Raw genomic sequence first — 10,147 nt, forward strand, 5'->3', positions numbered from 1 at the left:
TCTCGATTTATTTAGGAATTATTCAAGAAAAACAAGCTAAAAAAATGATTCAAACATTAATCATTAAACCCGATCGCGCAGAAGAGTGGCTAACTCACTGGATCGAAGTTAACGGATCGTTAGAAAAATTATTACCTCCCCCTGAAACAGAACAAACTCTCGCAGAAATTAGCGATGAGGTGAGTAATTATAGTTTCGATCGCGCACTCATTTGCGACAGCGATGAAATTGCCCAATTCTTAATCGCCAATAATTTCCATTTTGAGCATAACTGTGCCGTATTAAGCGTTACAGGATATCCGCAAAATATCTTCCCTACGGTGATGCAAATGTTGCGAAGAAACCCCGATCTTAAAGTTTTTTCCCTCCATAATGCAACCCCTCAAGGTGTTATTCTTCCTCATACTTTGCGATCGCAATCAGAATGGTTTGCTGATACAACCGTAACCGTCTATGATTTAGGGATCACCCCCAAACAAATCCTCAAACAACCCGAAATATCTGTTTTTCGTTCTGTAAATTTGGTAGAAGAAGCCAAAAATTTATCCTCAGAGATTAAAGCACAATTATCCTCTGAAGAAATTGAGTGGTTAGAAGCAGGAAATTATGTTGAACTTGCTTCTTTCTCCCCAGCAAAACTTTTACGAATCATTACTCGGGGAATTGCTAATGCGAGTATTGGCGATCGCGAACTTTCTGAAAGCGGAGATTCTGGGAATTGGAGTGATGATGAGGATACATCTTATATTTATACCTCTGATAGTTTTGGTTAAGGTTTTTGCTGTTCTCGCAACCAATATTCTAAACTCACCAAAAGCCATAATTTGACCCCGTAGCGCTGCCAAATATCGCCGCGATAGTTCAACCACTCGCGCATCAGTTTCTGGTTCAAATAAGGGGCGATCGCAGCACGACGATCTAACAGTAATTTCTTGGCAGATCGCTGCCAATGTTGATAAAACCAACGCTGTACAGGCACCATCATGCCACTTTTAGGACGTTGCACGATCGCAGGAGGTAATAAATCTTTAACTGCTTCTTTTAAAATTGCTTTTTCCACGGCTCCGGCTAATTTATACTCAGGAGGGATGCACAAAGAAAATTCAATAATGCGGCGATCGAATAGCGGCGATCGCCCTTCTAATAAAGCCGATCGCGTCAAATTATTGACTTTGGTTAAAATATGATCTGCACCTTTAAATCTAATATTTAAGGTCATTAAACGATTAAGATAAGCAGCATCAGAAGCAAGATATGTAGTAAAAACAGAAGGTTTATTAACAACAGCTTGGAAAATATCGGGTTTGAGAAGTTGCGGTAAATGTTCGGCACATTTTTGATACGAATTCAAATAAGCAGAAAGCAAATCCGTTTGAGTTGAATTATATAAACGATTGAGCAACATTGGCTGATTCTTTGGACCGCCAAAACAGGGATCTCCTCCTTCTCCATTGAGAATAACGCGAACATCTTCTCTTGCTAATTGTCCTAATAAATAATTGGGAACTGTTAAAGGATCGCCGATGGGATCGTCAAGATTTGCCATTGCGATCGGCAATTTTTCCCACATTTGCTGGGGAGTAATTTCAAGAATGCGATGTTCAGTTTGACAATGGTTAGCAACTAAACTGGAAAATTCCAGTTCATTTTGACAATCTGCACCAAAATGAATAGAATAAGTAAAGACTTGGCGATCGCAATATTGAGCCGCTAATGCTGCGATACAACTTGAATCTAAACCTCCCGAAAGATAAACCCCAACAGATTCATTTACAGGTAAATATTCTGGGACGATCTGATTGAGTAGCGATCGCAATTCTCTAGCACGATCTTCCCTTGATGCAGATGAAATATTCTCTTTTAAATCAAAGTAGGATTTTCTCTCACTTTCCGGTAAAAGAAGTATTGTTCCAGGACTTAACTCCCGCACATCCTGCCAAAGTGTCTGCTCTCCAGGCACAAAAGCCGTAGAAAGATAGTCCCGCAAAGCGACTAAATTCAAGGTTTGAGAATGCCAAGGCTGCAAAGTTGCCAAACGCGGTGCAATATAATAGGTTGAATTTTGTTGGGTGTAGTAGAGAGTTCGTCCCCCTGAAGCATCTCGCACCAACCAGAGGCGATCGCGCTCTTTCTCCCAAATTATAAAACTAAAAATTCCTTCCAATTTTGTGAGGCAATTTTCTCCCTCTTTTTCCCATAAATATGCCAAGATTTCGCTATCAGATTTGTTTTTTGTGATAGCTATTTCCGGTAAGAGAGAAGCGCGATCGCTGAACCAAATATCCCCAACCACCAAAAAACGACCTTGAGGACTCCAAACCGGTTGTAAGGAAGAGGAACCCAGAAGCGCAAAACGATCGCGATCGATCCTACCCCAAACCGCGCACCAAGAGGGATGTAGCATTACCATTGCCATTGACGTTTTAATAACTGCTCTGCTTCCTCACTTGCCACAGGGGGAGAAAAGTAAAATCCCTGACTGTATTCACATTTAATCTCTTCTAAAACAGACAACTGTTCTTGAGTTTCCGTTCCTTCCGCAATTGTATCCATCTTTAAACTATGTGCCAAGGCAATAATCGTGCGAACAATTGCTAAACTATCCTCATCTGCCAACATCCGACCAACAAACGAGCGATCGATTTTAAGAGTATCAATAGGCAATTGATGCAAACGTTCCAAACAAGAATATCCCGTACCAAAATCATCCACCGAGAGCCTAATTTTCAAATTTTTAATTTGTTCCAGAAGTCCAGAAGTTGCTTCATAATGCTCCATCATAACTCGTTCTGTCACCTCCAAACGCAGACTTTCTTTAAGTAAACGATTCCCCTTTGTGACTTGTCGCAAGCGTTCCATAATACCAAATTGGGATAATAATGCTCCCGAAGCATTGACGCTCATAGTGAGGGGAAAATCCGAAATTTTCTGCCATTTTCCTAACTGTTTGCAAGCCTCACCTAAAACCCACCAATCGATAAACCCGATCAATCCCGTTTCTTCTGCAACCGGAATAAAGTCTCCTGGGGACATCCATCCTGTCGATGGGTGCAACCAACGTACCACCGCTTCAAATCCCGTGATGCACCCCGTGGTCATTGCTACAATAGGTTGATAAAAAACGCTAAATCCTTCCCGTTTGAGAGCTAAACGCAAATCCGTCTCTAACTGGAAGCGACCGACCGCTTGTTCGTACATTTTAGGCTCAAAAATCGCATAAGAAACCTTGCCAGCCTTACCTTTGTACTTAGCATGATTCATCGCCGTATCTGCTGCCTGTAGTAAAGTTTCTGGCTTCTGTTCCGCTAAAAGAGGGGAATCTACGATCGCAATACCAATACTTACCGGAGAAAATAACTCCTGTCCGTCTACCTCCAAAGGTTGTGAGAGTTGTTCTTGAATATATTGGGCGATCGCGGCAGCATCTAGAGGAGTATGAATGTTCATCAGGATAGTTGCGATCGCCTTATCTCCCACCCGCGCTACCGGTTCGACCAAATTTAAACAAGTTTCCAAACGGTCTTTAGTGGCCAACATTAACCGATCCGCCAAACGATGACCGAGACTGTACTTCACCGTACTAAAGCGTTCCAACTGCAAAAATAATACCGTAAAAAAGCCCGTATTTCCGGCGCGAGTTTGTAGGAGTTGCTGACTGAGGCGATCGAGAAACCAAGTCTTGTTGGGAAGTTTAGTGCGGGTATCATAAAACGCATACTGCTGGAGTTGTTCCTCCATTTGCTTGCGCTGAGTGATATTCTGAGTCACGCTCATCCCCCCTTCTATTTCTCCTTTTTGATTGAAAACCGGAAGGGCATAAGTTAAATAAATGCGATCGCCCAAAGGCAGTTCCGTTGTGACGGGCATTCCCGTTAAAGCCTCGCGATATAGGGGTTCTAGGATATTATAAGTCTCTTCCGACACCACTTCCTGTAGCGTTTTTCCCTCAATTTCTCGAGCATTGCGTCCCAATCGACCCACTTCCATCCCTTCTGCCAAAGTATAGCGCAAGTCCTTATCGTAGAGAACAACCGCGCCATTGGGAAAATTACTGGCCAAAGTTCGATATTGTTCTTCTTTGTACTTGATCGCTTCTAAAGTGCGCTGACGTTCGGTAACATTTTGCAACAGTGCCAGCCTAACAGGTTTCTCGGCAAAAAGAAAAGGAAATACATCAATTTCCACTTCCATAATCGAACCATCTTTACAATAGTGCTGCCAAATTCCGGGAACATTTTCACTTAAAGTAAAAGGGGCGATCGCGATATCTTCAGGAGAGCGAATATCTTGGAGAGTCATCTTCAAAAACTCCTGCCGAGAATAGCCGTAAGCCTCAATAGCAGCATTATTTACATCCAAAAATGCCATTGTGTCCGTATCGTAAACCCACATAGGTTGAGGATTTTTTTCAAAAAGGGTTTGATAGCGTTGCACTAAATCTTCCAAGGGGGCAAGTTTTTTTTCAGCTTCTCTCGTATAAAGCTGTAAGACCTTAAAGAACAAAATGCTGGTAATGAGAACATAGAAAATCCCCGCAGCGAATTGCCAGACCTCAATTTGCCCGGGAGTTTTAGCGAAAGCCAAGAGAATATTGTCAGACAAGAAAACCCAGAGACTGCTAAAGATGACATAAAAGCCGACAATGTTGCGCGTCAGTTTGGCATTCCTGACAGATTCGTTTTTCATAACTTATTTTTGAGGCGCAATTAATACCTCGTTCACCCTTAATAAATCGTTGAGCCGCGCAATAGGGAAAATTTCCCTTCTGGCTAACTCGACTATTATATATCGGCGATCGTAGCCTGATACCAAATCTGAGTTCCCTAAGCTATCTTAGTAGGGTAGGCTGACCTTGCCAGCCCACCCTCACTTTTACTCGAACTCACCGCTATGAAAAAAATTCTGCTATTTTGCCTTTTTATCATCGGCATTAGTTTTGCCTTATGGAACTTTAAGGGTCTAGCCAATCGAGGAGAATATAGCTCCATTGTCCTAGACTTTCAAGATAATGTCTCAAAAACGGAAATTCTTCAAGAGTTGGATGCGATCGCCAGCACCTATAACGTAAAACCCCATTTAAACAGCGAATTTTCCCAAGGCGTTTACATTCTCGAAGGAGACAAACAAACCCTCAAAGCCCTAAAAAAATCCAAACTAATCAGATCCGCCACAGAATACATCGAACCCAACTACATTTATCACACCCTCGAACGTCCCAACGACCCCGATTACAACAAACAGTGGAACTTTCAAAACATTAACATTGAGGAGGCTTGGGCGGAAACGAAAGGAGATGGAGTCGTCGTTGCGGTGATCGATACGGGAGTGAGTAAAGTCCCAGATCTGAAAGAAACCAAATTCGTCAAAGGCTACGATTTTGTCAACGATAAAGTTGATGCTGGGGATGATGTCGGCCACGGCACCCACGTCGCGGGAACCATCGCCCAATCCACTAATAATGGTTATGGGGTCGCCGGTATTGCCTACGAAGCCAAAATTATGCCCATTAAAGTCCTCTCCGCTAGTGGAGGAGGTACCGTCTCCGATATCGCCGAGGGCATTCGTTTCGCCGCCGATAATGGCGCGGATATCATCAATATGAGCCTAGGGGGAGGCGGTGAAAGTAAACTCCTCGAAGATGCCATCCATTATGCCTACGATAAAGGCGTTGCCATTATTGCCGCCGCCGGAAACGAAAATCGCAATTCATCCTCCTATCCCGCCCGTTATCCCCGCGTCCTGAGCGTTTCTGCTCTCGATCCTGCGGGACTTAAGGCACCTTATTCCAATTATGGGGCAGGGGTTGACATTTCCGCACCAGGGGGCAGCGAACAAGGTAAAGTTTTGCAAAATACCATTGACCCCAGTACCGGAGAAGCGGTTTTTCTTGGCTTTCAAGGCACTAGCATGGCATCCCCTCACGTTGCAGGGGTTGCGGCCTTGTTAAAAGCTGAGGGCATCGATAGCCCCGCAGAAATTTACGAGATTCTCAAACAGTCCGCCCGTCCCGTGGAAGAAGATGACTTAAATCACTTTGGTGCGGGACAATTGGATGCCGGTGCCGCCGTTAAACTGGCGATCAAAGGACAGATTACCTTTAAGGACTTCTTCCGATGGTTGCGAGATAATGGCTATTTGAATCTGCGCTTCTGGTTTGATGGGGGCGCGATCGCCTTACTGCCAAAACTAGGGATGGTGATTGGTTCTTATCTTCTTGCTTGGCTATTACGCAACTATTTCCCCTTTAGTTGGACTTGGTGGTTGAGTAGTGGTTTAATCGCTGGAAGTTCGGGAATCTTTTTCCTACGCGGATTCTACATCTTTGATTTACCTCAAGCGCCTTTCCGTGTTTTAGGTAGTTCTATACCTGAATTAGGAACAGCAATTCAAGGGGGTTCGACTTTAAATCCTCTCTTTGCCAGTATTTTAATTCCGGCGGGTTTAATTGTCCTATTCCTCGGTCATCCTCATTGGAAATGGTTCTCTATTGGTACAACTTTAGGCGTTGCATCCTATTTGGCGGTGAGTGCGTTTCTCTCTCCTGTGGTTTGGGGAGTTGGAGGGGGAATTTCCGCCTCAATTTTCCTTCTTGTTAATGCTGTTCTCTGTGTTATTTTAGGACGATTTATTATTAAGGGAGAAGTTCAAGGCATTTAATTAAATTGATTGAAAAATACTTGAGAATAGAGGGGATGAATGTTCATTTCCTCGATTTTTTCTTTTTGTAAGACTTTCAAAAATGCAGTTGGGAATCTGGCGATCGCTCTGAAATTTTTAAGGTTTTAGATATGGATCGTCTTTGGGAGGATGAAAACCACCGATCGCCCATTGTTTGCGAGAGTTTTGAATAAACCGATCGCTACGGCGCTCATCGTTGAGATCGAGGCGATCTCAAGTTGCTCGACCAATGTTGGTTATACCAATAACTTGCATACCATCCGCAGTCCAAATAAAATTATCTCTCCAAGCATCATTACGAGGATTAAATAAGCGAGTTTCTTCTTTGGTTTCGGGATCGATTCCAGTTGTAAAATTATAGCGCCTTTCATTACAACGCCGACAAGCAAGAGCTAGATTATCAAATTGATTTGTGCCTCCTAGAGATTGGGGTTGAAGATGATCGATAGAAAGAGGCGATGCGCTGAGAATTTCAGGATAGTGACAATATTCACAACGATATTTTGCACGTTGTCTTACCTTTTCATACAAAGATTTAGAGATCGGCATTCGCTTGAGCGGCAATGACAGCATTAATATAGCTAAAAATGTTATCCAGTTCGGCGATCGCTTCGAGTTCTACAATCTCTTCTGAATCTAAAGTATTGGCTTTTTTCTTCTCGATAAGTTCTTGCATTCGCTGCCCGAGTTCTTCTGTAAATTTAAACAAAGTGAGATTATTAATTCGTTGAGTTTGAATGCCTTTAGGAAGCAAGCTAGAAGGTTTAATCAGAGTTACCGTCATAGTTTGAAAAATCTTAATGTACTCTAAATTATAGCATCTGAGCATCGATCGCTATCTGAGAGAAGGAGAAAAGCAGTTTGAGGTATTGCAAAAATCTTTGCGGGAGAGATACCCGGAATTTTATCAACGACTCAAAAAAGCAGGTGTACCATGATTTTGCTACAATTGAGAACAGAATCGATAGTTAGTTTATCAGGAGAGTAATTATGACAATCTCGCTTGAAATTGCACCAGAACTAGAAAATCAATTGCGACAAACAGCAGCAAAAAATGGAACAACTCTAGAATCTTATCTAACCGAGTTAATCCAGCGCGATCTAAAGTCTTGTGAAGAGATAGGTATCAATTTACCCAAAACAGAGGCAGAACTACTCGCGCAAATTAATCTTGGATTATCAGAGGAAATGTGGCAGAAATATCATCTCCTTCTCGATAAGCGTCGTTCTGAAATATTAGAACCGAACGAACAACAAGAATTGATTGAGATTAGCGATCGCATTGAACGGGCAAATGCAAAACGTATTGCAGCTTTGGCTAAATTATCGCAAATTCGAGGAGTTGAGATTGGCATTTTGATGGAAGAGTTCGGAATTAAAACGCCATCTTATGAGTAAATCTTCAATTAGTTCTAAAATTAAACAAATTGTTGCAGAACGGGCTAATCAATGTTGTGAATACTGTCAAAGTCAATTACGTTATTCTCCCGATCCGTTTTCAATAGAACATATTATTCCCGTGATTCGCGGCGGAACAAGTAATCTTGATAATTTGGCACTTTCTTGTCAGGGTTGCAACAATCGAAAATACACGAGTATTGCTGTCAACGATCCAGTGACTGGGGAAATGGTCGCGTTATATAATCCTCGCCAGCACCAATGGCAGAAACATTTTACTTGGACGGATAATTATTCCCAGCTTCTCGGTCGATCGCCCATCGGTCGCGTCACTGTGGAAAAATTGCAATTAAATCGCGAAGGTGTTGTTAATTTACGAAAAGCATTGCGATCGCTTAACGAACATCCTCCTAATTTTAAGGAATGAGCGATCGCAAGTCTTTTTCTATTTTTCTTTTTCTCTCTCTATGGACATCTGTAAAAATGAGAGCTAAACTGAAAACGATAGAGAGTAAAATGTGAGAAAAAATGGTGGCATTGAATGCAGGCGATCGCAAGCAATTGATTGCGTTGTTGAAAGACCTTCCGGAGTTGGAAGATGAGCGATCGCGTCAGGAATTCTTAGAGTATGTTGATTTGGGGGACTTTGTTTCTAAAATCGATTTATCTGGCAAACAATTTGTTGCAGTTAGTGCAATTGTTAGATATTTATCACAATACGGTCGTTTGCGGAGTAATGGCTGTGAAGCATTAGGAATCTTTCTGGACGGTCTCAGGGATTCTGTGGGAGGAGAGAATGGCGCTTTTTTAGAAGCGTTGTTGACAAAGTATAACATGATGACTCCGACGGTAATGACTCCGGTTGTCGCTCTTCCTCCGATTGTTCGCTGGGAAGGACAGGAACAACCAGAGCAAGTTTATGAGAAGATAATTGGGGAAAATACCCTGCGTCCTATTGCTTTTTTACAGCAGGGTTTAGATGTGGCGCAATCGGTTGCTTATATTGGGGTGCGAGGGGATGGGAAACAATGGTCGGGGACGGGATTTTTAGTGGCTGAAAGTTTACTATTAACGAACAATCATGTTTTGGAAAAGCGAGAGTTATTATCAGGGGCAATTTTTCGCTTTAATTATGAGGAGAATTTTCGCGGGGAAGCGCAAGCAGTTGATGAGTATCGCGCCAAGGAAAAGGGGATTTTTCAGACGAATTCAGACCTTGATTATACTTTGGTGGAGTTAGAAAATACACCGGGTCGAAAATGGAAATGGTTGCGTTTGAGAGAGAGAGAAATTCGGCGCAATAATCGCATTAATATTATTCAGCATCCTGGCGGACAACCCAAACAAATTTCGCTGCAAAATAATTTCGTGCAGTATATTGGGGAAAATGTCGTACAGTATGTGACTTCAACCTTAAATGGATCTTCGGGATCTCCTGTGTTTAACGACAGTTGGGAGGTTATTGCAGTACATCATGCAGGAGGAGATATTCCCGAACCAACGACGCAACGGCGATATTTCCGGAATGAAGGCATACTAATAGAAAGGATTCTTGCGGACTTACCTTCCGATATACAGGCAAGATTGAATGATTAATCTGAATCAAAAAGATTATAAAGAATTAATCGGATTACTCAAAGAACTTTCAGATTTGGAGGATGAGGAATCCCGTCAAGCCATGTTAGTGTATGTTGGTTTGGGTGACCTTATTCCTCAAATTAATTTAGCTGGGAAGCCATTTGTAGCTATCAGCAAAATTTTTAAATATCTTTCAAACTATGGAAGCAAGGATGGGTGTGAAGTTTTAGGAATATTTCTTGAGGGTCTCAAGGATTTTGTCGGGGATGAGAAAAAAGCCTTTTTAGATTTGCTGTTGGTGAAGTATAACATGATGATTCCTCGGGTTTCTCCGTTGCCCGATCTTCAGTCAAATTTAGGGGAATGGGGAGAGGAAAGATTTGATTTTCAAGAGTGGGATGGAGGAGTTGCTTCGAGAATCAGTGCTAAGATTACTCGCTGTCCTTTTGTGTTACCTCAAGCAGATGTTTCGACATTTACGGGAAGAGAGGAA

8 protein-coding genes and 2 pseudogenes are annotated in these 10,147 nt (G+C 42.3%); 6 read left to right on the forward strand and 4 right to left on the reverse strand.

Annotated elements, in window-relative coordinates; genetic code table 11:
* Positions 1-44: 44 nt before the first annotated feature.
* Complete coding sequence (locus VB714_RS02465; protein WP_323220831.1) at positions 45-773, forward strand: hypothetical protein; 729 nt, start codon at positions 45-47, stop codon at positions 771-773.
* On the opposite strand, the gene VB714_RS02470 is transcribed toward VB714_RS02465, so the two are convergent.
* Both VB714_RS02470 and VB714_RS02475 read right to left on the reverse strand, forming a co-directional pair.
* Positions 770-2,416, reverse strand: coding sequence for an asparagine synthetase B family protein (locus tag VB714_RS02470; RefSeq protein WP_323220833.1), 1,647 nt, complete (start codon positions 2,414-2,416; stop codon positions 770-772). The genes VB714_RS02465 and VB714_RS02470 overlap by 4 nt on opposite strands.
* Positions 2,404-4,686, reverse strand: coding sequence for an EAL domain-containing protein (locus VB714_RS02475; protein ID WP_323220835.1), 2,283 nt, complete (start codon positions 4,684-4,686; stop codon positions 2,404-2,406). The genes VB714_RS02470 and VB714_RS02475 overlap by 13 nt, the downstream gene beginning before the upstream one ends.
* A gap of 204 nt (positions 4,687-4,890) precedes the next feature.
* On the opposite strand from VB714_RS02475, the gene VB714_RS02480 reads away from it, so the two are divergent.
* On the forward strand, positions 4,891-6,657 hold the full coding sequence (locus VB714_RS02480) for a S8 family peptidase (protein WP_323220837.1): 1,767 nt from the start codon (positions 4,891-4,893) through the stop codon (positions 6,655-6,657).
* A 117-nt stretch (positions 6,658-6,774) separates the two neighbouring features.
* On the opposite strand, the pseudogene VB714_RS02485 reads toward VB714_RS02480, so the two are convergent.
* Positions 6,775-7,227, reverse strand: a pseudogene (locus tag VB714_RS02485) (HNH endonuclease).
* Entirely contained in the window at positions 7,214-7,462 is a 249-nt protein-coding gene (locus VB714_RS02490; protein WP_323220841.1) for a hypothetical protein, read from the reverse strand. Before VB714_RS02490 ends, VB714_RS02485 begins: the two are co-directional and overlap by 14 nt.
* A 206-nt stretch (positions 7,463-7,668) precedes the next feature.
* Here VB714_RS02490 and VB714_RS02495 point away from each other — a divergent pair, with 206 nt between their 5' ends.
* From VB714_RS02495 to VB714_RS02510, 4 genes and pseudogenes are all read left to right on the forward strand, one after another.
* On the forward strand, positions 7,669-8,076 hold the full coding sequence (locus VB714_RS02495; protein ID WP_323220843.1) for a hypothetical protein: 408 nt from the start codon (positions 7,669-7,671) through the stop codon (positions 8,074-8,076).
* A complete protein-coding gene (locus VB714_RS02500) occupies positions 8,069-8,503 on the forward strand; it encodes an HNH endonuclease signature motif containing protein (RefSeq protein ID WP_323220845.1) in 435 nt (144 codons plus the stop codon). The genes VB714_RS02495 and VB714_RS02500 overlap by 8 nt, the downstream gene beginning before the upstream one ends.
* 101 nt (positions 8,504-8,604) lie before the next feature.
* The gene (locus VB714_RS02505; RefSeq protein ID WP_323220847.1) at positions 8,605-9,672 is read left to right on the forward strand and encodes a trypsin-like peptidase domain-containing protein; all 1,068 of its coding nucleotides are present in this window, start codon (positions 8,605-8,607) and stop codon (positions 9,670-9,672) included.
* Positions 9,665-10,147: pseudogene (locus VB714_RS02510) on the forward strand (hypothetical protein); the annotation flags it as partial. The gene VB714_RS02505 and the pseudogene VB714_RS02510, both read left to right, overlap by 8 nt.

Source organism: Spirulina sp. 06S082, assembly GCF_034932145.1.
Classification (GTDB): Bacteria; Cyanobacteriota; Cyanobacteriia; order Cyanobacteriales; family Spirulinaceae; genus CCY15215.